This is a genomic window from Corynebacterium sp. HMSC071F07, from assembly GCF_001810285.1.
GTDB classification, from domain to species: domain Bacteria; phylum Actinomycetota; class Actinomycetes; order Mycobacteriales; family Mycobacteriaceae; genus Corynebacterium; species Corynebacterium simulans.
In genome coordinates this window covers 1-354 of sequence record NZ_KV800665.1, presented here as the reverse complement: position 1 = coordinate 354, position 354 = coordinate 1, and the positions used below count along the sequence as shown (strand labels likewise).

Annotated in this window: 1 protein-coding gene; it reads left to right on the top strand. The window is 60.7% G+C overall.

The annotated features are described in order from the left end of the window. Window positions 1-47 precede the first annotated feature (47 nt). Window positions 48-227 carry a hypothetical protein gene (locus tag HMPREF2724_RS00075; protein ID WP_246818172.1) on the top strand — a complete coding sequence of 60 codons (180 nt, stop codon included), beginning with the start codon at window positions 48-50 and terminating at the stop codon, window positions 225-227. Window positions 228-354 lie beyond the last annotated feature (127 nt).

Sequence of the window (354 nt, the reverse complement as noted above, 5' to 3'; positions counted from 1 at the left end):
GAGGTAGGAACTAAACCCAGGACGCTTCACTTAGCTTCGTCCTGCTTATGGGGCCGGATACGAATGATTGGATCATCGCCGCGCCGCTGACCCTGTACGGCTTGGGCCTGGGGTTCGCCTCCACGCAGCCGACCGACACGATGCTGCGGGATATTCCCGTCGATGACTCCAGGCAAGCCTCCGCAACGCAAACCACCGTGCGCCTGGGGCAGTGGTGTAGACCTTAAGCGAAGGCATGGCCAACGCCGCGCAGTGGTCGCTCGTAGCCGCTACCGCATTCTTCGCTCTGAGCCTTGTTGGTGCACTTAGGGTGCTCCGTGCTGCGGGGGGTGTTCCTATATAGGTTGTCAACTC